Annotated in this window: 29 protein-coding genes and 1 riboswitch; of the genes, 21 read left to right on the top strand and 8 right to left on the bottom strand. The window is 34.8% G+C overall.

The features are described 5' to 3' along the window. Positions 1–22: 22 nt before the first annotated feature. Positions 23–511, bottom strand: a complete 489-nt coding sequence (locus tag TTHE_RS09350; protein WP_013298342.1) for a ferritin-like domain-containing protein — start codon at positions 509–511, stop codon at positions 23–25. 166 nt (positions 512–677) lie between these two features. Here TTHE_RS09350 and TTHE_RS09345 point away from each other — a divergent pair, with 166 nt between their 5' ends. From TTHE_RS09345 to TTHE_RS09320, 6 genes are all read left to right on the top strand, one after another. Continuing rightward, positions 678–1376, top strand: coding sequence for a lantibiotic protection ABC transporter ATP-binding protein (locus TTHE_RS09345; RefSeq protein WP_013298341.1), 699 nt, complete (start codon positions 678–680; stop codon positions 1374–1376). Beyond that, positions 1369–2127, top strand: a complete 759-nt coding sequence (locus TTHE_RS09340; RefSeq protein WP_013298340.1) for a lantibiotic immunity ABC transporter MutE/EpiE family permease subunit — start codon at positions 1369–1371, stop codon at positions 2125–2127. Before TTHE_RS09345 ends, TTHE_RS09340 begins: the two co-directional genes overlap by 8 nt. Next, positions 2127–2900: a lantibiotic immunity ABC transporter MutG family permease subunit gene (locus TTHE_RS09335; protein ID WP_013298339.1), complete on the top strand. Its 774-nt coding sequence runs from the start codon at positions 2127–2129 to the stop codon at positions 2898–2900. Before TTHE_RS09340 ends, TTHE_RS09335 begins: the two co-directional genes overlap by 1 nt. Next, entirely contained in the window at positions 2893–3588 is a 696-nt protein-coding gene (locus TTHE_RS09330; RefSeq protein ID WP_013298338.1) for a response regulator transcription factor, read from the top strand. Before TTHE_RS09335 ends, TTHE_RS09330 begins: the two co-directional genes overlap by 8 nt. Further along, positions 3585–5036: a HAMP domain-containing sensor histidine kinase gene (locus TTHE_RS09325; RefSeq protein WP_013298337.1), complete on the top strand. Its 1452-nt coding sequence runs from the start codon at positions 3585–3587 to the stop codon at positions 5034–5036. Before TTHE_RS09330 ends, TTHE_RS09325 begins: the two co-directional genes overlap by 4 nt. Before the next feature lie 77 nt (positions 5037–5113). Continuing rightward, positions 5114–6025 carry a DMT family transporter gene (locus TTHE_RS09320; protein WP_231292641.1) on the top strand — a complete coding sequence of 304 codons (912 nt, stop codon included), beginning with the start codon at positions 5114–5116 and terminating at the stop codon, positions 6023–6025. A 4-nt stretch (positions 6026–6029) separates the two neighbouring features. Here the strand turns inward: TTHE_RS09320 and TTHE_RS09315 are convergent, their stop codons facing one another. Next, the gene (locus tag TTHE_RS09315; protein WP_013298335.1) at positions 6030–6926 is read right to left on the bottom strand and encodes an acetamidase/formamidase family protein; all 897 of its coding nucleotides are present in this window, start codon (positions 6924–6926) and stop codon (positions 6030–6032) included. A gap of 315 nt (positions 6927–7241) precedes the next feature. Between TTHE_RS09315 and TTHE_RS09310 the strand changes: the two genes are divergently transcribed. Further along, on the top strand, positions 7242–8975 hold the full coding sequence (locus TTHE_RS09310; protein ID WP_013298334.1) for an ABC transporter ATP-binding protein: 1734 nt from the start codon (positions 7242–7244) through the stop codon (positions 8973–8975). Positions 8976–9044: 69 nt separating this feature from the next. Here TTHE_RS09310 and TTHE_RS09305 read toward each other — a convergent pair whose 3' ends face one another. Beyond that, positions 9045–9428: a type II toxin-antitoxin system HicB family antitoxin gene (locus tag TTHE_RS09305; protein ID WP_013298333.1), complete on the bottom strand. Its 384-nt coding sequence runs from the start codon at positions 9426–9428 to the stop codon at positions 9045–9047. Positions 9429–9441: 13 nt separating this feature from the next. Beyond that, complete coding sequence (locus TTHE_RS09300) at positions 9442–9681, bottom strand: type II toxin-antitoxin system HicA family toxin (RefSeq protein WP_013298332.1); 240 nt, start codon at positions 9679–9681, stop codon at positions 9442–9444. Positions 9682–9839: 158 nt separating this feature from the next. After that, positions 9840–9955: riboswitch (TPP riboswitch) on the top strand. Positions 9956–10022: 67 nt separating this feature from the next. Between TTHE_RS09300 and thiD the strand changes: the two genes are divergently transcribed. From thiD to TTHE_RS09270, 6 genes are all read left to right on the top strand, one after another. Beyond that, a complete protein-coding gene (gene thiD, locus TTHE_RS09295; RefSeq protein WP_013298331.1) occupies positions 10023–10832 on the top strand; it encodes a bifunctional hydroxymethylpyrimidine kinase/phosphomethylpyrimidine kinase in 810 nt (269 codons plus the stop codon). After that, entirely contained in the window at positions 10822–12003 is a 1182-nt protein-coding gene (gene cytX / locus TTHE_RS09290) for a putative hydroxymethylpyrimidine transporter CytX (protein WP_013298330.1), read from the top strand. The genes thiD and cytX overlap by 11 nt, the downstream gene beginning before the upstream one ends. Then, entirely contained in the window at positions 11996–12796 is an 801-nt protein-coding gene (gene thiM, locus TTHE_RS09285) for a hydroxyethylthiazole kinase (protein ID WP_013298329.1), read from the top strand. The genes cytX and thiM overlap by 8 nt, the downstream gene beginning before the upstream one ends. 2 nt (positions 12797–12798) lie before the next feature. Next, a complete protein-coding gene (gene thiE / locus TTHE_RS09280; RefSeq protein ID WP_013298328.1) occupies positions 12799–13428 on the top strand; it encodes a thiamine phosphate synthase in 630 nt (209 codons plus the stop codon). Positions 13429–13542: 114 nt separating this feature from the next. Next, positions 13543–13785, top strand: coding sequence for a hypothetical protein (locus TTHE_RS09275; RefSeq protein WP_013298327.1), 243 nt, complete (start codon positions 13543–13545; stop codon positions 13783–13785). Continuing rightward, positions 13763–14020, top strand: coding sequence for a type II toxin-antitoxin system RelE family toxin (locus TTHE_RS09270; protein WP_013298326.1), 258 nt, complete (start codon positions 13763–13765; stop codon positions 14018–14020). The genes TTHE_RS09275 and TTHE_RS09270 overlap by 23 nt, the downstream gene beginning before the upstream one ends. A 60-nt stretch (positions 14021–14080) precedes the next feature. On the opposite strand, the gene TTHE_RS09265 is transcribed toward TTHE_RS09270, so the two are convergent. From TTHE_RS09265 to TTHE_RS09250, 4 genes are read right to left on the bottom strand one after another with little or no spacing between them, the layout of a single operon-like run. Continuing rightward, positions 14081–14854, bottom strand: a complete 774-nt coding sequence (locus TTHE_RS09265; RefSeq protein ID WP_013298325.1) for an ABC transporter permease — start codon at positions 14852–14854, stop codon at positions 14081–14083. A 20-nt stretch (positions 14855–14874) separates the two neighbouring features. Then, positions 14875–15663, bottom strand: a complete 789-nt coding sequence (gene modA, locus TTHE_RS09260) for a molybdate ABC transporter substrate-binding protein (protein WP_013298324.1) — start codon at positions 15661–15663, stop codon at positions 14875–14877. A 2-nt stretch (positions 15664–15665) separates the two neighbouring features. After that, positions 15666–16004, bottom strand: a complete 339-nt coding sequence (locus tag TTHE_RS09255) for a NifB/NifX family molybdenum-iron cluster-binding protein (RefSeq protein ID WP_013298323.1) — start codon at positions 16002–16004, stop codon at positions 15666–15668. Continuing rightward, entirely contained in the window at positions 16001–16822 is an 822-nt protein-coding gene (locus TTHE_RS09250; RefSeq protein WP_041587575.1) for a radical SAM protein, read from the bottom strand. Before TTHE_RS09250 ends, TTHE_RS09255 begins: the two co-directional genes overlap by 4 nt. Positions 16823–17379: 557 nt before the next feature. On the opposite strand from TTHE_RS09250, the gene nifH reads away from it, so the two are divergent. From nifH to TTHE_RS09210, 8 genes are read left to right on the top strand one after another with little or no spacing between them, the layout of a single operon-like run. After that, on the top strand, positions 17380–18198 hold the full coding sequence (gene nifH, locus TTHE_RS09245; RefSeq protein WP_013298321.1) for a nitrogenase iron protein: 819 nt from the start codon (positions 17380–17382) through the stop codon (positions 18196–18198). Between the two features lie 19 nt (positions 18199–18217). After that, positions 18218–19825, top strand: coding sequence for a nitrogenase molybdenum-iron protein alpha chain (nifD, locus tag TTHE_RS09240; RefSeq protein ID WP_013298320.1), 1608 nt, complete (start codon positions 18218–18220; stop codon positions 19823–19825). 17 nt (positions 19826–19842) lie between these two features. Beyond that, positions 19843–21189, top strand: a complete 1347-nt coding sequence (gene nifN, locus TTHE_RS09235) for a nitrogenase iron-molybdenum cofactor biosynthesis protein NifN (protein ID WP_041587574.1) — start codon at positions 19843–19845, stop codon at positions 21187–21189. 19 nt (positions 21190–21208) lie between these two features. Then, the gene (locus TTHE_RS09230; protein WP_013298318.1) at positions 21209–21547 is read left to right on the top strand and encodes a HesB/IscA family protein; all 339 of its coding nucleotides are present in this window, start codon (positions 21209–21211) and stop codon (positions 21545–21547) included. A gap of 14 nt (positions 21548–21561) precedes the next feature. Next, positions 21562–21879 (top strand): P-II family nitrogen regulator, encoded by a 318-nt coding sequence (locus TTHE_RS09225; RefSeq protein ID WP_013298317.1) that lies wholly within the window; start codon positions 21562–21564, stop codon positions 21877–21879. A gap of 12 nt (positions 21880–21891) precedes the next feature. Then, the gene (locus tag TTHE_RS09220) at positions 21892–22260 is read left to right on the top strand and encodes a P-II family nitrogen regulator (RefSeq protein ID WP_013298316.1); all 369 of its coding nucleotides are present in this window, start codon (positions 21892–21894) and stop codon (positions 22258–22260) included. A 54-nt stretch (positions 22261–22314) separates the two neighbouring features. Further along, the gene (gene nifE, locus TTHE_RS09215; RefSeq protein ID WP_013298315.1) at positions 22315–23673 is read left to right on the top strand and encodes a nitrogenase iron-molybdenum cofactor biosynthesis protein NifE; all 1359 of its coding nucleotides are present in this window, start codon (positions 22315–22317) and stop codon (positions 23671–23673) included. Continuing rightward, positions 23666–25018: a nitrogenase component 1 gene (locus tag TTHE_RS09210; protein WP_013298314.1), complete on the top strand. Its 1353-nt coding sequence runs from the start codon at positions 23666–23668 to the stop codon at positions 25016–25018. Before nifE ends, TTHE_RS09210 begins: the two co-directional genes overlap by 8 nt. The last annotated feature ends 172 nt before the right edge of the window (positions 25019–25190 follow it).

Genomic DNA, 25190 nt, shown 5'->3' with positions numbered 1-25190 from the left:
GGTGAAAGCCTGTCCTTATGTATTAATATTCTTCTTTTCTTACTCCAAATTCGGCGGATTCAACCCATTCATAAGAGTGGTTTAATAGTGCTATTATGTCTTCGATTATTCCATAATGCTCTTCTTCCTGCTTTATGAGGTATTTGAAGATTTCCCTTTCTTCTTCATCATTGCTGTCATTTAAGAGCTTTTTATAGAGATCTATGCTTTCCTTTTCTTTATCTAAAATTAGCCTGTATCCTTCAATTTGTCCCGGTATGTCTTTAATATTTGTTTTAAAATCTTCTGCGCTGAAAAATATGTTTTTAGCCCTTTCTAAATTCCCGTCATCTTTTAATTCAAATGTAATTTCATTCATTTTATTTTTTAGTATTTCTGCATGTGTCATTTCATCTTTTGCCATCTCTTTAAATACGTTGTAAAGTTCGTTGTCTTTATTTAATTCAGCTTGATTATTGTAGTAATCTACACCATCAAGTTCCATTTTGATTGCATACTCTAAAGGATTCATATAATCATCTCCATTATCAATAAATAATAATTTTCCCTTAATAATATTATAACATTATTTGCAAATTAATTAAATAGGTAAATGGAAATATTTCTTTATAAATTCTTTATAATTTGATTTTATAATACAAACATCAAGCAAAAAGATGGAAGAAAGGTGGTATATTATGGAATATATACTTGAAACGAGAAATTTAAAAAAGTCTTATGGAAAACACTTAGTTGTAGATGACATTTCATTAAAAGTTCCTAAAGGGTCTATATACGGGCTTCTTGGACCTAATGGAGCTGGTAAATCTACTACATTAAAGATGGTAACTGGTTTACTGCATCCAACATCAGGTGAAATATTTGTATTTGGAGAGAGGTGGCGAAGAGAACATCTTGATAAAATTGGTGCACTTATTGAGTCACCTGCTCTATATGGGAATTTGACGGCGTATGAGAATCTTTTGGTTCACGCAAGATTAATTGGAATTGCTGATGAGAGGATTAAAGAAGTTCTAGAAATTGTAGATTTAAATGATACAGGTAAAAAACTAGTATCGCAATTTTCTACAGGCATGAAACAGAGATTAGGTATTGCCATTGCTTTATTAGGAAATCCTGATTTGTTAATACTTGATGAGCCATCAAATGGTTTAGATCCTATAGGTATACAGAATCTTCGAGAATTAATAAAGTCTTTTCACGAAATGGGGATTACAGTGATATTATCAAGCCATATTTTAACGGAAGTTTCAAAGCTTGTTGATACGATAGGCATTATAAGTAACGGCAAACTTAAATACCAAGGAACAATAGATGAAAAGCAAGACATTGAACAGTTATTTTTTAATGTAGTGAGGGGTGAAAAAAATGATTAATATTTTGAAATCGGAAAATTTAAAGTACAGAAGGACTTTTATGAGAAAACTTATTATATTTGCGCCGTTGTTTTTTGTGCTGTATGCACTGCCGCAGAAGATATTTATGCCTGCAAATTATCTTATGCCATGGCAGCTTCTTATTGATTTGGTGTACAATTGGTGGCCGGTAATTTTTATACCGATTGGCTTGGCACTTTATGCATCACTGGTAGCTTTGCATGAGAAAAAATCTGGCGGATATCGAAGTATAAAAAGCCGAAATGTTCCTCTACACAAAATATGGATAGGTAAAATATTGATAATGGCCTTCTATACATTTTTGTCAACATTGGTTTTGATTATTGCTATTATTATAACAGGATCAATAACGGCAGGTGGAGATATTCCTTGGAGTAAAATAATTGCAGGAGGATTTTTTACATGGGTTACATCGCTTGCCTTGATACCCTTGGAATTATGGCTGGCGACTTTGAAAGGAACATTTTATAGCATTGCATTAGGGTTTGTAGGACTTATTATCGGTGTGATTGGAGCTTCGAAATCATATTGGATCTATATACCATGGAGCTGGCCAACAAGGCTTATGTGCCCAATAATAGGTGTTCATCCTAACGGTACATTATTACAGATTAATGACTCTTTAAAAGATCCATCGGTAATCCCGATTGGCGTTATTGCTTCAGTTTTAGCGTTTTTGATATTCTCAATTCTTACTATGATTTGGTTTCAAAGGAGAGATTTAAATTGATGAAGATATTGTATTCTGAAATAATAAAGACTAGGCGCACGCCTTTAAGATATATTACATTTTTGCTTCCAGTATTGTTTTCATCTGCACTTCTATGGTACTCATCAGTAAGATCTTTATCTGATTTTTATATACATCAAGCCTTTTTTGAAATCTGGACGGCAGTGGTTGTTCCGATTACGGCTGGCTTATTATTTGGTTTGGCTGCAAATCAGGAGGAGAATGCTGGAGGTTTCATAAACTTGTATGGCAATAATTTTGAAAGGAGCAATTTATATATTGGCAAATTCATAATTATAGCATTATCAATGCAGATAAGTATGATAATTTCAATATTTATTTTTGGAATTGGGTATGAAATATTACGTGGGAATTTTCCGTGGGTCATCTATATAGCGTCTTTTATTTTAGAATCAATCGGCGCATTATCATTATTGTCTATGTATATGTGGATTAGTTTTGCATGGGGATTGGGGGCATCAATTGGATTTGGGGGCTTTGGCATGTTAGTTGCTGCGCTTATGTCTACGAACTTAGGCAATAGTATATGGACTTATATCCCATGGGCATGGCCTGTAAGGCTTTCTATACTTCCTGGTGCATATCTTCTTTTTACATCAAGCATGGCATATCCGCCTAAAATAATATCGTCGGGAGAATTGATTAATCAAATCGCCAGTGGGTTCATCTTCGCTTCATTGTTTTTTATATTTATGATTGTTGGTGGTATAATATGGTTTAAGAGATGGGAAGGCAGGAAAATGTATGAGTAAAATATTAATTATTGATGATGAGAAAGAGATAGCTGATTTGTTAAAAGATTCGCTTGAAAGAAAGGGCAACACTGTTCTGACTGCTTATAACGGCAAGGAAGGAATTGAAAAAGCTAAAGAAATGCCGGATCTTATAGTGCTTGATATAATGATGCCTGATATTGATGGGTATGAAGTTTGCCGCAAGATAAGGGATACTGTAATTTGTCCCATCGTATTTTTAAGTGCAAAACAAAGCGAAATGGACAGGATAAAGGGATTTGCCTTAGGTGGTGATGATTATGTTGTAAAACCATTTAGCTTAAAGGAATTGTTAGCAAGGATAGATGCACATTTGCGAAGAGAAAAGCGAGCAATTTTATTAAATGAAGAAGGAAAAAGGGCTTTATTAAATTTTAAAAACATTACAATAGATTTAAAGTCGCGAGAAGTGATGGTGAAGGGGAATCCTATTGGGCTTACAAAAAAAGAATTTGATGTTTTAGAGCTTTTGTCGCTTCATCCCGGTCAAGTATTTTCAAAAGAACAGATATATGAAAAAGTATGGGGTTTTGATGCAGAAGGTGACACTACTACAGTTACAGAGCATATTAAAAATATAAGAGCAAAAATTGAGAACCTTGATCCTGATACAGAATATATTAAGACAGTGTGGGGAATAGGTTATAAATGGGAGAAGGTTTTATGATATTTAAAAATAAATCGCTAAAGACACAGTTTATTATATATTTTGTTTCTATATTGATATTAAGCATACTGGCAACTATAGTGACGTATTATATAGGATATCTGGCATTTATAAATATTCAGTATAAAAAGGTTTATCCGGCGAATTACTATGAGAAGATGATTCCTTCAATCGAAAGCAAGATTCGAGGGTATGGGCCGGATATATTAAATATTTACAATAAAAGTAAAATTGACAAAATCATACCAAAAGAAGGTATTAAGTATCAGGTGATGAATCAAAATGGCGACAAGATATATGGCACTGACAGTCAGAAGCTGATTAGGAATAGAGATGAGCTGTATAAAATTATAAATACGACATCTGGTTTAAAAGGTAGCTATTATAAAATCATACCGATAATAAATAAGCAAGGTATGATAGAAGGTGCTGTTTCACTGTCTTATACATTAACGCCTTATTTTATTAATAAGGTAGACAAATATTTATACGAGCCATTATTTATAATAATAGTAATTTCGCCGTTTATTTATATTGCTTTATTTACAATACTTTTTTCTCTAGAATTTACTAAAAATATAAGAAAGCCTTTAAATTTGATTATTGAGGCATCAAGAAAAATAAAAGAAAGAGATCTCAATTTTGACATTGATTATAAAGCGGATAATGAACTTGGTAGTCTCTGCGTAGCATTTAATGATATGAAAGATGAATTAAAAAATTCTCTTACTGCTCAGTGGAAAATCGAACAGGAAAGGCACGAAATGGTAGAATCCCTCGCCCATGATTTGAAGACACCTATTTCAATAATCAAAGGATATGCTGAATCATTGCTTGATGATTGTATAGACGACAAGTTAAAATTTAAAAAGTATTTAGATGTGATTCTTGAGAATACTGATAAATGTATAAAGATTGTGAAGATGATGCTTTTTATGTCTGAATTAGATGATTCACCAGTCAATCTGAATTTTAGTCAAATAAATATAAAAGATTTTTTAACACGTAAAATAGATGAGTATAAACAAATTTCAAAAGACAAAAGTTTAAATTTCGATTTGGATATTTTAGACAAAAGGCATGATAAAGCAATGGTATATATTGATGTTCAAAAGTTTGAGAGGGTAATGGATAACATCGTCATTAACAGTATAAGATATACGCCTGAATTAGGAATGATAAAGATAAGATGTAATATCGATGAAGATAAAATTTATATAACAGTTTGTGATTCAGGAAGTGGATTCAATCAGAAAGACTTAACACATGTCTTTGAAAGGTTTTACAGGGGAGATGTATCTAGGTCATCAGAAGATGGACATGTTGGTCTGGGACTTTACATTGCAAAGAAGTTGGTAGAGATTCATGGCGGGGAAATAGAAGCTTATAATAGAGAGGGCGGGGGTGCTTGTATTAAGTTTGATTTAAAGTATGAGAAGAGTGTGTAAAATCCTTACGACAATCTTGACACAGGGTATATAATAAAAGTGTATTGTAAAATTTACAGTAAAATTTACATAAGAAGGTGTTGAAATTGAATAAGGGGTATTTCTATCTTTTTTTAACAGTGTTCTTTTTTAGCACATATGAGGTTGTCGGTAGGACGCTCACTAATCTTGTTAACCCTTATCAGCTTAATTTCGTAAGGTTTTTCATAGGAGGACTTATCTTACTACCTATTGCTTTGAAAAATATTAAAAGTAAGAATATTCGTATGACATGGCAGGATTTTCTGCTGTTAGTATTAATAGGTCTTACAAATGTTGTCTTTAGCATGTCTTTTTTGCAGCTGGGAATTAATATGACTTCTGCCAGCTTATCTGCTGTCATATTTAGTTCAAATCCGCTTTTTGTAATGATTGTGGCATCATTCGTATTGGGTGAAAAATTAAATTCTACAAAAATTTACGGTCTTATACTGGGAATAATAGGTTTAGTTATAGTTTTTTATAAACAGCTAAATGTAGGAGGTAATCATCTAGTAGGTATTATACTGTTGGTTTTATCATCAATTACGTATGGAATCTATACTGTTATAGGAAAGAAGTTTACCGTAAAATATGATAGTGTCGTTATGAACTCATTTTCATTTATAATAGGTAGTCTAATGCTGCTGCCAATCCTTCTTTATAACAAGTATCCTGTATTTAATTTGCCTGCTAAGGCTATCCCACAGATGCTGTACTTGACTGTATTTGTGACAGGCATTGCGTACTATACTTACTTCTTAGGGCTTTCAAGTGTAAATACTGGTGTAGGTTCTATGGTTTTCTTTGCTAAGCCGGTATTAGCAAGTATAATCGCATCAATATTTTTGTCAGAAAAAATTACTATCCAGCTTGTAATCGGCACAATCGTAATACTTATAGGAATTTTTATTGTACAGAAAGATAATATAGCTATATTTAGCAGAAAAAATGCAGATGAAGAGACGTAAAAATTTAAAATACTATTCCATACGTCTCAAGTATCCAATTTGGCATTGAAAAACGAGCTGTTTTAAGTGGGTCAACAACTTGCGATATTTGGACATTGCCAGATATACTGAAAAGGGTTGATATTTCTTCTATCGAGAGGTCAGTATACTTTTGGAAAAGTTCTGCCATGTCTTTGACTGACGTTTCTATGGCTTTTTCTATTGATTCATTTGATGCGATCGTGGCAGTTACTTCATTTGTCTTTACAAGTGGATTATTGAGCTTTAAGTTTTTTAAAACTCTAAGCCCGACTGTAACGGCGCCGCTTACTTCTACACCTGATACGCCTATTTCTCCATCGCCCATTACAGCATGTAAGTCTCCTAATGCGAAAAGTGCACCATCAACAAAGACAGGCAAATAAAGCTTAGTGCCTTCACCGATAAGTGTAGTGTCCATATTTCCTCCATGAGGACCCGGTGTGCCGCAGTTTATCTCGCCTTCCTTTGGTGCAACTCCAATTACACCTATCATTGGCTTTACAGGAAATGAGAGCTTTTCATTGAAAATGACTTTGCCATCATTTATTTCAACTACTTTTGAATATAAATCATTCATCATGTCGCCTAAAACTCCCAAATCCTTTCCGGTTGCAACGACACCTTTATCTTTTATGTCGATCTTTTTAATTGTCACTTCAAGTGCGTCATTTTCTTTTGCGCCATTCACATAGATTGGACCTGTTGCAGGGTTTACTTTGTCCCAATCCATTGTTTCCAATTTGTCATCATTTGTTTTGATCTGTTCAGAAAAGCAATCTAGAGTTTCGATTTCCACATCATCGCCGTCATTTACAAAAATATTAGGTTTATTGTTTTTTGCAAAGCTGAAGATGTGGTTTTCTTTAGATAGTTTATACATTATAATGACCTCCTTTTAAGTTAAATCAAAACCATTATATTACCTGAGAATTGATTATTCAAGGCAAATGTATTTTAGAAGTTAAAATATTTTAATAAAAGAATGTGAAAATTCCAATGCTTATAAATTTTTATTCGTCTTCAAATGTTTTTAATACTATTTTTCATTGTTAGACGTGAACTGTTTGACTTTTGATAAAGTTGACAATTATTAATCGATATTATAAACTATCTATTATAGTAAAATTTATTTATAGTGGTATTATGTAAACTTTCACAGGTTTTTGCCTGTGGTTTTTCAATTGGGGGGGATTCCTTGAAACTAATAAAGAGATTTGCGTCGTATTACAAGCCGCATATATGGCTTTTTATTCTTGACATGGCATGTGCATTTTTTATATCTGCTTCAGATTTGGTTTTTCCTATGGTTACTAGAAATGTGATAAATAATGTCATACCAAATAAAGATTTTAGCCTTATATACAGGTTTGCAATACTATTGGCTATTATGTACTTTGGAAGGATGATACTTGAATACATAGTTGGATACTACGGGCACGTGTTGGGAGTAAGCATAGAGTACGATATGAGAAAAGATGCTTTTGCACATCTTCAGAAACTGTCTATGAACTACTATGACAATACAAAGACAGGCTATATAATGTCAAGGGTTGTTAATGACTTAAATGAAATAGCAGAAGTAGCACATCATGGTCCAGAGGATCTTTTTTTGTCCATTATAAGGATAATAGGCACATTCATACTTTTGCTAACAATTGATGTAAGGCTGACACTGGTTGTATTTACTATAATACCTTTTATGTTTATATACATGTATATTTACAACAATAAGTTTGAAGTTATATGGAAGAATGTCCGTGAGACGCAGGCACAGATGAATGCTACATTGGAAGAAAGCATTACAGGAATAAGAGTCGTCAAATCATTTGTAAGGGAAAAATTTGAAAAATTAAAGTTTGATAATAAAAGCTCCATGTACAAAAGCGCCAGGTCAAAAGCAGTAAAGCATATTGGAATATTCGATTCCAGTGTAAATTTTCTTTCTAATATATCAGTTGTGATAACTCTTGCAGCAGGTGGATACTTCATATCGAAAGGGCTTATAAATACAGGCGACTTGGTGGCATATATAATATACATTAGTCAGTTTTTACAGCCTTTGACTGTCCTTTTGCGGTTTATAGAGCAGTACCAGCAAGGAATGGCAGGATTTAGGCGCTTTGTAGAGCTTATGGATACGGAGCCGGAGATAGCTGATAAAAAAGGTGCGATAGAGTTAAAAAATGTGAAAGGCGATATTGAGTTTGACAATGTCACATTTAGCTACGACAACAAAAAAGAAGTATTATCTGGAATAAACCTTAAGATAAAACATGGGGAGACGGTTGCGATAGTAGGACCGTCAGGTGCAGGTAAGACCACACTTCTAAGCCTTATACCGAGATTTTACGAGATAGATGCTGGTTCTATAAAAATTGACGGTATAGATATAAGGGATGTGAAGCTATCATCATTGAGGGAAAATATTGGCATTGTCCAGCAGGATGTATTTTTATTTTCGGGCACAATAAAAGAAAATATTGCATATGGAAACTTAAATGCCAGTGATGAAGACATAATCAATGCGGCAAAAGCAGCAAATGCTCACGACTTCATAATGGAGCTTAAAGATGGCTATGATACGTATATTGGTGAAAGAGGTGTAAAGCTTTCTGGTGGGCAAAAGCAGAGGATATCTATTGCAAGGATGTTTTTAAAAAATCCTCCGATACTTATACTTGATGAGGCAACATCGTCACTTGATAATAAAAGTGAATCGATTATCCAGAAGTCTATTGAAAATCTATCGAAAAACAGGACTACCCTTATAATCGCCCATAGGTTAGGCACTATAAGAAATGCCAAGCGGATAATTGTACTTACTGAAAATGGAATAGAAGAAGAGGGTACGCATGAAGAGCTTATGAATAGAAAAGGTGTATATTATAATCTGTATAACTACCAGCAGGAAAATTTGACAATAGTTTAAGGAAGTTATCAAATCATCATTATATGATTTCATTTTGTCATATATAGGTATGCGCTTAATAACGCATATCTATATATATTTTCGATTTTCTTTAAGTCCCTTGCTTAATAAATAAATTATATATTGATTTAAGCTGGTGCCCTCTTCGTCTGCAGCTTTCACTAATTCTTTATGCAGACTTTTAGGTGTTCTTAAAGTAATTCTCCCGTTGAATCTTTCTTCCGAAGAAAAAGGTTCGGGTATTTCCATGTTATTTTCATATCTCGCTTTGATCCATGCTTTCTTTGCATCTTCGCCCATAGCAATTGCTTCTTCTAATGTTTTGCCATCACTCATGCATCCAGGCAAATCAGGATAAGTTATAAAAAAGCCTCCTCCATCATTTTCAGATAATACTTCAATTTTAAACGGATATTTTAATGATAAATAATAATCTAAAGACTTACGTTCCATAATACTCCTCCTTTCAATAGCCTAAAATATCCAGTAATTTAATTATTTGTTTTACATATACAACCTTAATATAAGGTCTTTTATATGGTATAGTTATAGTTAAGTTTTCAAAATGATATGTATAATGGCTAGAGCCTTTTGAAGGTTGGGTTCGAACAAAGCCAACATCTAATAAAATTTTATCAATTTCTTCAAAACGCACTGTTTTAGGATTGTTTTTAATTTTCTCGATTAACTTTTCTTTTTTGGACATAAGCTATCATCTCCAAACTTCTAACAATATTATATATGACATTATATATAATGTCAATAGAACAAAGTTATTGTATAACTACCAGCAGGAAAATTTGGCAATAGAGTGAAATATCCTGTACAAGTTAAAATATTTGTGGTAAAATAAGAGAAAAGTTAATATTTCGTCTGGGGAGCTGGGGTGATAGCCCGGCTGAGAGTTAGCAGCTATTTCTGCTATGACCCATAAACCTGATCTGGATAATGCCGGCGTAGGGAGTACATTGGACTTTAAGTGTGCTTATCCAGCACACTTTTTTTCATTTTGTATTTCCTTAAGGCAGACAAAAAGGAGGAATCGATATGAGAAAGTTACTTACAATTGCAGGCTCTGACAGCATTGGCGGTGCTGGCATAGAGGCAGATTTAAAGACGTTTTGTGCCCTTGGAGTATACGGCATGTGCGTCATTACGGCAGTGACAGCACAAAATACTGTTGGAGTTTTTGACGTCAGGGAGATGGATGCAGATATCATAAAGAAGCAGATTGATTGCGTATTTGATGATACAGAGGTGGATGCCGTAAAGATCGGCATGGTATCAAGCCAAGAGATCATTGACGCCATTGCATCATCTCTTAAAAGATGGAATCCAAAAAATGTCGTATTAGACCCTGTAATGATATCGAAAAGCGGATATTACCTTCTTAAAAAAGACGCCATAGACGCTTTAAAGACAAAGCTTTTGCCAATGGCAGACATAATAACGCCAAATATACCAGAGGCATGTGAACTTACCGGAATGAATATTGAGGGAATTGAAGACATGAAAGAGGCTGCTAAGAAAATCGTCGACATGGGTGTAAAAGCTGTCGTCGTAAAAGGTGGTCATTCTGTAGAAAATGCTACTGACGTATTTTACGATGGAAATGAATTTTTAAGCCTGCCACAGGAGAGGATCGATACTAAAAATACACATGGGACAGGATGTACGTATTCTTCTGCTATTGCTTCATACCTTGGTAGAGGATTAAGCTTGAAAGATGCAGTAATAAACGCTAAAAGTTATATAACAGAGGCTATAAAAAATTCTTTAGAGATAGGTAAAGGCGTAGGACCTGTTGGACATTTAGTAGATCTTTACAGGAAAGCAGGCATAGACTATGAAGATTAAAAACTCGACGTTATTTTTGATATGGGCAGGTGCGGCAATATCCATTGCTGAGGTTTATACAGGTTCATTGTTTGCACCATTAGGCTTTACAAAAGGGCTTTTAACTATCTTTCTAGGTCACATAATCGGTACGTTGTTTTTTGCGCTGGGAGGACTTATGTCCTATAAGCTTAAAGAGCCTGCAATAGAATCCACGAAAGGCGTTTTAGGCGACAGAGGCATGATCTTTATAGGATTTTTAAATGTGCTTCAATTGATTGGCTGGACGGCTGTTATGATAATACAATCTGCAAAGGCCTTTAATGGTGCTATTGGCATGTCTACTTCTTTAGGGATTTTTATTGTAGGTGTATCTGTTTTGGTATGGACTTTATTCTTTGACAGCGAAGCTTACTGGATAAACAATATTGCTGTTGTACTTCTGTTTATCCTGACTATTTTTGTAGTTGCATATTTAAAAGGTGGGAAAATAGCGTCAGTAACGGGAGACATCAGTTTCAGTGCTGCTGTAGAGCTTGCTGTTGCTATGCCTATATCATGGCTTCCACTGGTGGGGGATTACACTATAAATGCTAAGGATGGAAAGTCCAGCTTTATTTATACATTTGCAGGATATTTCATAGCAAGCTGCTTTATGTATTTTATAGGACTTTATGTGGCTTTGAAAACAGGTGGAAAGGATATAATTTCATATTTTGCATCAATAAAAACAGGGGTTGTGCCGCTTCTCATAATACTCCTATCTACGGTTACAACGACTTTTATGGATGTTTATTCCGCCGCCGTTTCAACACTTTCTATTGTAAAAGCTAAATTAAGCAGAAAAAGTCTGCTTATTATATATTCCATTGTGGGGCTTATTTCAGCATATTTGTTCCCAATGGATAATTACCAAAACTTTTTGTACGCCATAGGAAGCGTATTTATCCCGGCATATACGGTGGTATTTGAAGATTACTTCTTGATGAAAAGTAAAAGCGATAAACTTCTTAATGTACCTGCAGCTATTTCATTTATCGTGGGAGCTTTAACGTATAATTACCTTACATATTTCGGCGGATATCTTTCAAAGTGGTTTATGACGCCAACTATAGGAACGATTATTTTGACTGCGATAATATATCCAGTAATTAAATCTTTAAATAAGAGAGAGGAGAAAATTTATGGTTGAAGAAGCAATAAAGGTTTTAGAAAAATTAAAGAGAGAAGTACCGCTTGTTCACGCAATAACAAACTTCGTCGTAATAAATGACAATGCCAATGCGCTACTTAGTATCGGGGCATCTCCTGCAATGGTTATGTCGCCTGGCGAAGCGTACGACTTTACAGCTATTTCAAATGCTTTGTATGTAAATATAGGCACTATAAATAATGAGACTAAAGAGACAATAATCAATTCTGTAATATCAGCAAAAGACCACAAAAAACCAGTCGTCCTAGATCCTGTAGGCTGTGCTGCCATAAAAAGCAGAGTTGACTTTGTAAATATGCTTTTGAAAATAGGAGAAATAAGCATTATAAAGGGAAACGGCGGAGAAATAAAGGCTCTATCAGGTGAAAGTGCAAATGTGAAAGGTGTAGACTCCCTTGATGACAGCGGAAATGTTGACTCTTGTGTAAAACTTGCAAAGTTAACAAATACAGTTGTTGTATCGACAGGAAAAGAAGATTATATAAGCGATGGCAGGAGAGTGGTAAAAGTAAATAACGGTACCAACTTATTTACAAAAATAACAGGTGCAGGGTGTACGTTAGGTGCAATAATGGCGGCTACATCAGCTTGCAGCGATGACAAAGTGATATCGTCATTGGCAGCTCTTCTTGTTATGAATATATCTGGTGAGTTGGCTGAGAAAGAGTGCAATGCTCCCGGATCATTTAGGACAAAATTTATAGATTATCTATACATTCTAGACTCTGACATGATAAGGAAATACGCTGATATTGAGGTATTGGAGGCGTAAACATGAAAGATTTTGATGTATCTATTTATTTGGTTACTGACAGAAACCTTTTGAAGGCTGGTATAGATTTTTACGATGCTGTAGAAGAGGCACTAAAAAACGGCGTTACTATGCTGCAGCTTAGGGAAAAGGATATTTCATCGAAGGAATTTTATGAGATTGCTGTAAGATTAAAAGATATTGCAGCAAAATACAGCATTCCTTTTATAATAAATGACAGGATCGATATAGCACTGTCTGTTGATGCAGATGGAGTTCATCTAGGTCAAGAAGATTTGCCATGCAGCATTGCAAGAAAGATCATGGGGGATAAAAAGATAATCGGGATTTCTGCCGGAAGCGTAGATGAAGCGGTAAAGGCAGAAAGAGATGGTGCTGACTACATAGGGGCAGGAGCAGTATTTTATACAGGCACAAAGAAAGACATAGGCGAAGCAATAGGGCTTTTGAATTTAGAGAAAATTAAAAAGGCAGTGAATATACCTGTTGTCGCCATCGGAGGTATAAAATACAGCAATGCACAAGATGTGATGAAGACAGGCGTTGATGGAATATCAGTTGTATCAGAGATCATGGCATCAGATGATATAGGTTTTGCCACAAGGCGATTAAAAGATGCTATATCAAAGTAGTTATAAAAAGCACATTCTTGCAAATAGGATGTGCTTTTTTGCATATACCTTTTTTTGAACCAGAAAAGTGTTATAATAATTAAAAGAAAGAATACTAAAATGGTGGTGGTAAAAATGAGTGTATTAAAGGAAAAAGCTCATAAAATAATTGATCAGTTACCCGATAATAAAATGGCAAAAGTAATAAATATACTGATTAACATAAAAGAAATTTTAGAAAATTCTGAAGAAGAAATAGACGATTACGATATGCAATTAATTAAAGAAGCTGAACAAGAACGAAAAAAAGGTGAATATGCCTCCTTTGAAGAAATTTTGAAGGAGGCTGGATTGAGTGAAAAAGACTTACAAGATTGAAGTATCTAAAAAGGCATCAAAATTCATATTAAGTCAACCAAAGAATCAAAAGGAAAGATTATTAAAAGCAATATATAAATTACCTGAGGGTGAGATATCACCACTTAAGGGATACGAACCCATGCAAAGAATAAGAGTTGGAGATTATAGAATTATATTTGAAATTGACGAAAACCAATCACTAATTCGTGTACTTGTAATTGGTAATCGTGGTGATATATATAAGAAAATATAATAACTAAAAATGTAAGGAATATGTGGAAAGAAAACCACCGGTTATACTGGTGGATATTTTTTAAGATCTGTCAACATCTTTTTTTATCATAAACCTGCAAAGGTAGATTATGATAAAAGAGCACATGACCATTATAACAGAAAGGCTTAAAGCGTAATTTAAGTCACTTTGCATTGCAGTGTATATGGCTAGCGGCATTGTTCTCGTTTTTCCCTCTAGATTACCGGCAAAGATTATAGTTGCTCCGAATTCGCCAATAGCTCTTGCCCATGTGCTTATAAGTCCAGTTATGAGAAATCTCTTTGTTATCGGTATGTATATGGCTGTCATCAGTTTAAAATCGTTGACACCAATTAATTGTGATTCTTCCCATATTGTTCTATCGACAGACATAAATGAAGAATAAGCTACTTTGATGTAGTATGTGGATGATATGAAAATCTGCGCTAATATTACGGCTATCACTGTAAATGATATTTGTATGCCTATTGAACTCAAAAATTTTCCTATGATGCCTTCTCTACCAAATGCCATCAAAAGGGCAATTCCTGCAACTGCAGGTGGTAAAACTGCAGGTATGTCAACAAGGTATTCGGCAAACGTAGATATCTTTCCTTTTTTAAATGCAATATAGTATGCAAGAGGTGTTCCAAATAAAAATGTGATGACGACAGTTACACCGGATGATATGATACTAAGCAGTAGTGCATTGATTGCAGGACTAGATGTGATTTCAGCTACTATTATATTTAAAGGAGTTTTAATTATTAGCGAAATAAAAGGTATTAATAAGAAAAAAATTAAAATTGATATAGGCAAATAAATATACGCCATTTGAAACACCTCTTTAATGATTATTCTTTCATTATAAATCCATAATCTTTTAATATCTTTTTACCATCTCCATTTAATAAAAAATCAAGAAATTTCGAAGATAAAGTCTTGTATTTAGTATTTTTAACGATAGCAGCAGGATATGTTGCAATGACATTGTATTTATCAGGTATGTTAATAACTTTTATTTTTTCAGAAAATGGCTTTGCATCAGTTACATAAACAATGCCAGCGTCTGCTTCACCCATTGCAACCTTTTGTGCAACATCTGTAACAGTTATTTCTTTTGTGACGACATTTTTAAGTGTTGCTTCCTTGAACCCTTTATAGTCAGCATCAATTTTTGACAGCATATCAAGTGCATATTTACCGGCAGGGACAGATTCATCTGCAAGAGCTAATTTCACTCCGGAGTTTTTTATATCCATAAAGCTATTTATACTGCTGTCTTTATATGCGATTACAATAAGCTTGTTATATAATAATGTTTTAGGTGCCTCAACAAAGTTTTCGCTGTAAAGTGGCGTCATGTTTCTTTCATCAGCAGAAATAAATATGTCAGCGTATGCTCCTTGTTCTATTTGCGTCCTCAATGTCTGGCTTCCAGCAGAATTTAAGATTATTTTTACACCTGGATTTAATTTTTCAAACTGCCTGACAACTGTATCCATAGAATCTTTTAAGCTTGCAGCAACAAAAACTGTCAAGGATTTATTGCTGCTTTCAATGGCATTTATATCGCATCCTGTTACCATTAAAATGATTAGAAAGATAGACATCAGGAGCCAAATTATCTTTTGGTCTTTCATTGTTAATCACCACCAACGGAATTTATCAAATAATCTTTAAGCACATCTTCTATAAAGCCGGGGTTTACGTATGCTTTGATTCCTCTTTCTTTAAGCCTCATTGTGGCTGCATTTCCTATCATGCATACGAAGACTGCCTCGCAATCTTTGATTTTGTCTATTACAATATTCATTCTGTCGTAAAAGTCATCGCCTCCACAAGCATTTATACATTCTCTAACTTCACGGACAAAATAATTTCCATCGTCATATAAATCAACGATGATAAATCTTCTTGCGTGTCCAAAATGTTCGTTAACCATTTTGCCATCTCTTGATGCGATAGCAATTCTATGAATCATATATCATCACCTAAAAGTCCTGCCGCATCAGCTCTACACTGCCTGCAGTGGTACATCTGGCTTATAATTTTTGAATTTTTAAGCCTCACTTTTTCAAGTTCATTGCACTTGGGAGCTTTTAAATGTGAAAATTCAGCTTGTGGAATAAGGGGCATTATGTTCATGATGGCAACACCAAGTTCCTTTATTTTTTTTGCTATATCATCTATGTGCTTATCGTTTATGCCAGGTATCAAGACAGTATTGACCTTTACAAGTAAGCCGTTGTCACAAGCAGCTTCTATGCCTTCTAGCTGTTTTTCTATAAGCAATTTTGCTGCATCTATTCCTCTATACGTATTATCTTTATAGATTGCATAATCGTATATTTCTTTACCTATGCTGGGATCTATAGCATTTATTGTTACTGTTATTGTACTTACGCCGCAGTTTATTAGAAGAAGTAGCTTATCGCTTAAAAGTAGTCCATTTGTGCTTAAGCATTTGATCATATCTTTAAATTCTAAAGAAATCAATTTAAAAGTTAAGAATGTCTCATCGTTGTAAAGTGGGTCGCCGGGGCCTGCTATTCCTATGACAGAAATGCGAGGCTCTCTTTTAAACATCTTTTTAGCATATAATATTGCTTCATACGGATCCATGACTTTAGTTGTTACGCCGGGCCTGTTTTCATTTACGCATCCTGTTTTTCTGTCGCAGTATTTGCACTTAATATTGCACTTTGGTGCTACGGGCAGATGTATCCTGCCGTGATATAAAGCCGCATCAGGGTTAAAACATGGGTGTCCAAAACCTACCGTATTAAATTCTTTATTCATTTTCATCCTCTCCTTATAAAAAATTTTGGAGCCTTTAATCGACTGATTAAAGGCTCCAGTGCCTAAAAAAGTCTTTAACCGAATGGCTAAAGACTTCTTCGTCCTTATTTTTTTATTTATGAAAATTATTGAAAATATAATAGCATAGTATATTTTTAATGTCAATACTTTATTTTTGTAAAGTATTAAAATATTTTGCTTGACATTTAATAAAAATACTGATATCATTTTAACAACAATAAATTTTTGCTAGACTTTCTTAATACATAATTTTATTTGACATATCTATTTTGCTTTATTCCAAAAGACAGCTATATATTAGTTCAGAACTTAAATAAAAATGAATATTAAATTTATAATATTGTAATAAGCAAAGGCGCTTTTCTAAAATGAAAAGCGCTTTTTGTTTTGGCAATGGAGCCATGTATATATATTTTCACTGTATATATGCATGGCGTTATTTTGTTAGGGGGTGATGATTTTGGCGTTATTGTAATCTTGATCTAGATACTAATAAAAATGTAAAGATATTGAAAAATTTAAGGAGGTTTCTAACGATGAGACAAGTAGCTATTTATGGTAAAGGTGGTATTGGAAAATCAACAACGACACAAAATACTGTTGCAGCATTGTCAGAAATGGGTAAAAAAGTCATGGTAGTTGGATGCGACCCAAAAGCAGATTCAACAAGGCTTTTGCTACATGGATTAAATCAGAAAACAGTTCTTGACACTATAAGGGATGAAGGTGAAGATATAGAACTTGACGATATTATGCGTTCTGGCTATGGCAATACAAAATGCGTCGAATCAGGTGGCCCTGAGCCAGGTGTTGGATGTGCAGGGCGTGGAATCATTACATCGATAAATATGCTGGAAAACTTAGGGGCTTATGATGATGATCTTGATTATGTCTTTTATGACGTCCTTGGTGATGTCGTTTGTGGTGGTTTTGCAATGCCTATTCGTGAAGGCAAAGCAAAAGAAATATATATAGTGGCTAGTGGTGAAATGATGGCGATGTATGCTGCAAACAACATCTGCAAAGGAATTAGAAAGTATGCAAATCAAGGAGGCGTAAGGTTAGGCGGTATTATTTGCAATTCAAGAAAAGTTGACAACGAAGAAGAACTACTAAAGGCATTTTGTAAAAAACTAGGAACACAGCTTGTATACTTTGTCCCAAGGGACAATATCGTCCAGCGTGCTGAGATAAATAAAAAGACTGTCATTGATTATGATCCACAAGCACCACAGGCAGATGTGTATAGACAGCTTGCTAGAAGAATTGATGAAAATGACATGTTTGTCGTACCAAATCCAATGCCAACAGATGAACTTGAAAAACTCCTCATAGAATATGGACTTATGGATTAGTTTGAAAGGGGGGCTATAAATGATCGAAAGAAATCCTACGCAAGATGATATGATGGGAAGTCTAGTTGAAAAAAACAAGAAATTGATTGAAAATATTACAGATTCTTATCCTAAGAAGGTTAGCAAAGAGAGAAAAACGCACCTTGTAGTAATAGATCCAAACGAGGAACAGCATATAATGGCAGACGTTGCCACGATTCCGGGGATTATGACAAACAGGGGATGCAGCTATGCAGGTGCAAAAGGTGTCGTTTTTGGACCTGTAAAGGACATTCTTCATTTGACACATGGACCAATTGGATGTGGATACTATACATGGAACACGAGGAGAAATCTTGCAGAGCCAGAAGAAGGTTATAACTATTTCATAAAAAATTGCTTTTCTACTAATATGCAGGAAAAAGATGTAGTTTTCGGCGGTGAGAAAAAGCTTTATGGCGCCATAAAAGAAGCGTATGAAATCTTTAAACCAAAAGTTGTAGGCATATACGCTACATGTCCTGTGGGACTTATTGGCGATGACATAAAAGCCGTTGCCAAAAGGGCCGAAGAAGAACTTGGCATAAAAGTAATTACTGTAAGCTGCGAAGGTTATAAAGGTGTCAGCCAATCTGCCGGGCATCATCTTGCCAGCAATACTCTTATTATGGATATAGTTGGGACAGAGGAACTAGAAGACCCGACACCGTATGATATCAATATATTCGGTGAATACAATATTGGCGGCGATGTATGGGTAGTGAAAGATCTGCTTCAAAAGATAGGATATCGCGTTGTAAGTGTATTTACAGGAGATTCAAAATACGATGACCTTGCAAAGGCTCACAAGGCAAAACTTTCAATATTGATGTGCCACAGATCTATAAACTACACAAACCGCATGATGGAAGAAAAATTTGGAGTTCCCTGGCTTAAAGTAAATTATATAGGCATAACTTCCACAATAGAATCATTAAGGGAAATGGCTAAATTCTTTGACGATCCAATGATATACGAAAACACTGAAAAAGTTATTGAAGAAGAGCTTAAGAAGATAAAACCTAGACTTGACTATTATAGGGAAAGGCTTAAAGGCAAAAAAGCAATACTTTTTGTTGGAGGTTCTCGTGCACACCATTATCAAGACTTGCTGAAAGACATCGGTATGGAGACAATTGTTGCCGGATATGAATTTGCCCATCGGGATGATTACGAAGGACGCAAGATAATACCTGAGATAAAAGAAGCACCCCATCACAAGATACTTGACACGTATCATTTTGAGAGGGTGACAGAACCAGCATATCCTAAAGAAAAAATAGAAGAAATGAAGAGTAAGATGCCGGATCATTTTATGAATTATGAAGGAATGATGGTTCACATGGATGAAGGCTCCATCGTCATTGATGATTTCAACCATCACGAGACTGAAGAGCTTATAAAAGCTTTGAAGCCTGACATATTTTTATCAGGTATTAAAGACAGATATGTATTTCAAAAGATGGGGGTTCCTTCAAGGCAGATCCATTCATATGACTACAGTGGGCCTTACAGTTCATTTGAAGGTGCTGTAAATTTTGCAAGGGATATGGATATGGCTATAAACAATCCTATTTGGAAAGAGGTGACTCCACCTTGGAAAAAATAGCGAAAGGAGAATCAAAAATGGAATGCAATAATACTGAACGTAAATACCTTACGGTAAATCCTCTAAAAACGTGTCAGCCGCTTGGAGCAGTTTGGGCGTGCCTTGGTATACACCAATGCATGCCACACAGCCACGGTTCACAGGGTTGCACATCGTATTTAAGGATGCAGCTTACCCGCCATTTTAGAGAATTTATACCGACAACTACAAGCTCTTTTTCAGAAGCACAAGTTGTCTTCGGTGGCATTGGAAATCTAAAGCAGGCGATACGAAACATATTAAGCATTTACAAACCAAAAGTAATCGGAATATCTACAACATGTTCAGCAGAAACTATCGGCGATGATGTTCCTGGTACAATAAATGAGATGCGCTCAAGCGGTGAGATACCAGAAGATGTCAAAGTATTTACAGCAAGTACACCAAGCTACGTAGGTTCACATGTGACAGGTTTTTCTAATATGGTTAAATCAGCCGTAGAGACTTTTGCCCAAAAAAGCTCACCAAATGGAAAAATAAACATTATTCCTGGATTATTAAGCCCAGGTGATTTGCGGGAAATCAAAAGAATATTGAAAATAATGGGGATTGATGCAATCATTCTACCAGATATCTCTGATGTGTTAGATGCACCTATGACAGGCGAGATACACCTGTATCAGAAGGGAGGCACCACCATATCTGAAATAGAAGACATGGGAAATTCGATAGCTACTGTAGTTCTAGGAAGGGAAGCAGGAATCGAACCTGCAGAATCTTTAAAAGAAATGTACGATGTACCGTATGAGGTACTTCCACTGCCTATCGGCATAAGTAATGTAGACAAATTTATTATGAAGTTAAGTGAAATAACAGGTAAGCCTATACCTTCCGAACTTGAAGAAGAACGAGGAAGGCTTGTTGATATGATGCTGGATGCACATGTACACTGGTTCAATAAAAAAGCTGCAGTATTTGGAGATCCCGATATCGTTGAAGCTATAGTGGGATTTGCAAATGATTTAGGGATAAATGTTTTGTATGCTTTGACAGGGAGTTACAGCAGTGAATGGGAAAAAACAGTAAAATCTATGGTTCCAGATGCATATGTTTCATCAGATAGCGATTTATGGTATCTAAAAGAGCAACTTGATAAAAAACCTGTTGATATGCTATTTGGCAATAGCCATGGAAAATATCTTGCAAAGGAGTACGATCTGCCGCTTTTAAGAGTTGGCTTCCCAATTCTAGACAGAGCAAATCTTCAACATTTCCCAATTGTAGGATATAGAGGGACAGCATGGCTTGTTGAAAGAACAGGAAACACTCTTCTTGACTACAAGGATGCTAAATCGCCAGAACATCTTCTGGAGCTTATAATGTAGATTTAAAGAGGTGAATATCATGGTTAAGCTGTCAGATGAGGCATTATCACAGTTAAGAAAAATTTTAAATAATTTACCTAATAAAAATGAAGCTACAGGTTTGAGAATATATACAGTTCCAACAGAAGAAGGATTTCTAGCCGGTTTTGCGGTTGCTGATAATTTTAATGAAAATGATGAAATTTTAGAGTATGATGATTTGTATATCTATATTGATAAATCAGATCTTAATTACCTAAAATACAGCGTAATTGAGTATGACGACAAGTACAATAGATTTTTCATAAATATGCCACATAGTTTCAATGCGCTATGTTCAACTTGTTCTAGATATAGCGATTGTGATTATATTAATTGAAAGGGGATAATCATATGAAAATGGTACGTGCCATAATAAGGCCAGAAAAAGAGAAGCAAGTTGTTGAGGCTCTTGATAAAAATGGATACAGCTCTATGACTAAAATGCACATATTTGGACGTGGCAAGCAAAAGGGAATACAAGTAGGTCCTATTGTATATGACGAATTACCAAAAATTTTGCTTATGATTGTAGCAAAAGATGAGGATATATCAAAGATAGTTAATCTAATAGAAAGCAATGCTCGAACAGGAAATATAGGTGATGGCAAGATATTTATAAGTGAAGTAGATGAAGTGTACACGATTAGAACTGGCAATAAAGAGTTATGAGGAGGATTACTTATGAAGGAGATTGTAGCAATCATCAGGAGACAGAAACTTCATGAAACAAAAACGGCTCTGGATGGACTTGGCTTTTCACCTATGTCAATACTGAGTGTAAGTGGCAGAGGCAAGCAGAAAGGATTCATTGGTGAAGTTGATCCAGTGATGGATGAATTTATGCTGGATGAGGCAGACGTAGATGTAAGGTTTATTCCAAAAAGATTGATTTCGATTGTTGCAGATGATGCAGATGTTCCTGAAATTGTTGAAACTATAATAAAGACAAATAATACGGGCTATCCAGGTGATGGAAAAATTTTCGTTTTACCAATAACTGACGCAATTCGCATAAGGACGTCGGAAATTGGCTTAAGTGCAATAAAGTAAAATTTATGAGAAGCCTTTTGAAAGGCTTCTCTATTTTAAAAAGGTGGTGGTATTATGGAACTCAGACTTGACATACCTGAAAGAGAGAAATTTATTAAGATGAAGGGAAAACATCATAAGAAAGAATTTATATGTAATACTGATAGCGTTGCAGGTAGTGTAAGTCAGAGAGCATGTGTATACAGTGGTGCAAGAGTCGTATTAAATCCTATAGAAGATGCTGTACATCTGGTCCATGGTCCTATCGGCTGTGCCAGTTATACGTGGGACATAAGGGGAAGTCTGTCAAGCGGCTCAGAACTTTTCAGAAATAGCTTTTCATCTGATTTGAAAGAAAGCGATGTAATTTTTGGAGGAGAAGAAAAGCTATCTAAGTGCATAGATGAAATATACGAAAAATATAAGCCGAAACTTATTTTCGTATATTCAACATGTATTGCCGGCGTAATTGGCGATGATATAAAAGCTGTGTGTAAAGAATTATCAAAGAAGTACAATATTTATGTTGTGCCTGTAGAATCCAGCGGTTTCATCGGAAATAAAGCTGCAGGTTATAAAGCTGCCTGCAATTCACTTTTAGACCTAATTAAAGAATTTCCTGTATTAAAAAAAGAACCTTTAAGTATAAACTACATGGGTGATTTTAATCTTGCAGGTGAGGCTTGGATAATAAAAGGATACCTTAATCAAATGGGTCTAAAAGTGAATACAATATTTACCGGTGATTCAAATTTTGAATCATTGAAAAAATCAACAGCTTCCAGTTTAAATATCGTTCAATGCGCAGGCTCTATGACGTATCTTGCCAAGAAGTTTGAAGAAACTTTTGGCATACCATATATGAAAGTATCATTTTTAGGTATTGAAGATACTTCAAATTCTCTTAGGAAAATTGCAGCATTTTTTAATGATAAGGATGTTATGTTAAAAACAGAAAAACTAATAGAAGAGAAAACTAAAATGGCAAAATCTATAATAGAAAAATATAAAAGTTATTTAAAGGGCAAGAAGGCTGCAATTTTTGTTGGAGGAGGGTTCAAGGCAATATCGCTTATTAAGCAGTTTAGAGAACTGGGTATAGATGTAGTTGTAATTGGTACGCAAAATGGACAGAAGGACGAATATGAAAAGATTGAAGAGATAGCAGATTATGGCACTGTCATACTAGATGATGCAAACCCATCAGAACTTGAAAAATTTATGGTTGAAAAGGGAGCAGATATTTTAGCCGGCGGTGTTAAAGAGAGATTTCTATCATACAAGATGGGTATCGCATTTATCGACCACAATCACGACAGAAAACACCCCTTAAGCGGCTATGAAGGCGCAATCAATTTTGCTGAAGAAGTTTATACAACAGCATGCTCGCCGGTATGGAAATATGTGAAAGATGGGGTGGACAAATATGTATGAAACGTATAAAAACGTAAATGAAAATCCATGTAATATGTGTATGCCTTTAGGCGGTATAATTGCATTTAGGGGAATCGAAAAATCTATGGTATTGCTGCACGGCTCTCAGGGCTGTGCAACATACATGAGAAGACACATCGCCGAGCACTACCATGAGCCAATTGACGTTGCATCATCATCGCTGAACGAGAAAGGAACGGTGTACGGTGGCGAAAAAAACCTTATTAAAGCTCTCGATAATGTGATTAAAGTGTACAATCCTAATTGCATAGGGATACTTACCACATGTCTTGCAGAAACAATAGGTGAAGATATAGACAGAATAAAGTCAGAGTATAAAGCATCCAGGAATATAAGTATACCAATAATAACGGTACCAACGCCTGGATATGGTGGTACACACAGTGAAGGATTTGTAAAAACATCATACAGGATAGTTGAGGAGCTTTCGACAAACAAAGAAAGACATGACAGAATAAACGTAATTGTACCAAATATAAGCACAGCAGATTTAAGAGAAATAAAGAGACTTCTTGAACTTATGAAAATACCGTACATTCTATTTCCTGATTATTCTGATACTTTAGATAGTCCTTTTAATTTCCCTTACAAAAAAATTCCTGATGGTGGCACAAAAATATCTGATGTAATGTCTATGGGAGGATCTATTGCAACAATTGAAATAGGTGTAAATTATGAAGAAACGCCGGGTAAATATCTTCAGGATAGATTTAATGTGCCACTTTATAAAGTGCCGATACCAATAGGATTAAGAAACACAGATAGGTTTTTGAAATTGTTAAATGAAATTACAGGTAATCCAATACCAAAATCTATAGAAATGGAAAGAGGCAGACTTCTTGACGGAATGATAGATTCGCATAAATACAATTTTGAAGGAAGATGCACTATCTTTGGAGATCCTGAAATGGTGTATTCTGTATTTACTACATGTATGGAAAATGGGATACATCCTCTTTTAATTGCAACCGGAAGTAAGGCTCAAAGATTAAAAGAATTAGTTATCAGTGAAGATAATCCATTAAATGTTGACATTACAATTATCGATGAAACTGATTTTAGCCACATATTGAAATTATCAGAAGAAAAGGAAGTAAATATCGCCATAGGACCATCTGACGGAAAATATCTAACCGAAAAGGGTGGTATACCGCTTGTACGCATAGGATTCCCTATACTAGATAGAGTCGGAGGACAGAGAATATTATCTGTAGGTTACACTGGAACATTAAATTTTCTCGATATGATTACAAACACATTGTTGGAAAATAAATATAAGACGTACAGGAAGGATATGTATGAAAAATATTATAAGGCAATGTAAGGAGCAGTATTTGCTCCTTTTTATTGACTGGATTTTAATTGATATTTATAATAAAAATTAATAAAAGTATTAAAGAGTGTGTTTAACATGGTTGAATATATTAAAATCTTTATAATTGGTATGGGTGCATACTCTATCGCAGATTTTATATTTAAATTGATGTTCCGCAAAA

This window comes from Thermoanaerobacterium thermosaccharolyticum DSM 571 (assembly GCF_000145615.1).
GTDB lineage: Bacteria > Bacillota > Thermoanaerobacteria > Thermoanaerobacterales > Thermoanaerobacteraceae > Thermoanaerobacterium > Thermoanaerobacterium thermosaccharolyticum.
This window is presented reverse-complemented; position numbering and strand designations above follow the sequence as displayed.